This is a genomic window from Priestia sp. P5_B4 (genome assembly GCF_056400385.1).
Genome location: NZ_JBFULJ010001353.1, coordinates 1 through 717, shown reverse-complemented (window position 1 = coordinate 717; position 717 = coordinate 1). Strand labels below are relative to the sequence as shown.

1 protein-coding gene is annotated in these 717 nt (G+C 33.3%); it reads left to right on the top strand.

The window, feature by feature from the left end; translation table 11 throughout:
• Positions 1–17: 17 nt before the first annotated feature.
• On the top strand, positions 18–717 hold a 700-nt coding region (locus AC1DRF_RS30940; RefSeq protein WP_477742694.1), incomplete at its 3' end, for an MFS transporter.

Below are 717 nucleotides of genomic sequence, written 5' to 3'. Positions count from 1 at the left end.
ATGAGGAGGTTTTCTGTATGAAACTCACAGGGCAAGAAATTATTAGCCTCGCAAGCATTTGTATCGGTAGTTTTTTAATTATTTTAGATACAAATATTGTAAACATCATCATCCCACCCTTACGACAACAACTCGATTTAACCATTTCACAAACGTCATGGATCGTGAATAGTTATGTCTTGGCGTTCGCTTCACTCATATTATTCTTTGCTAGATTGAGTAAACGAATTGGAGCAAAAAATGCATTTATTGCAGGAATTAGCATTTTTATGGTAGGTTCATTATTTTGTGGTTTGTCAGTAACTTATAACAATTTGCTTATTTCTCGAATTCTTCAAGGAATTGGTGCAGCTTTGTTTGCTCCTGTTGCTACAACACTGCTATCTTCAACTATGATAGAATCACAAAAACGTGCCCTTGCATTCGGTATTTGGTCAGGAACGTCAGGCATAGGTTTTGCGTTTTCCCCTATGATTGGAGGATTTTTCAATGAATTATGGGGGTGGCGAAGCATTTTCTTTATCAATATACCTTTTACTTTGATTGTTATTGTAACAGCATTTACAGCTATTAAAGATATTAAAAAAGAAGATATTTCAATGTTTATAAAGGAGCAAATGACAGTAGTACTACTTATTTTTATATTTGTATATATAACTCATGAATATAAAATGATGATCCAATTTCCATTTCTGTTTATGACAGGATTCCTAATGC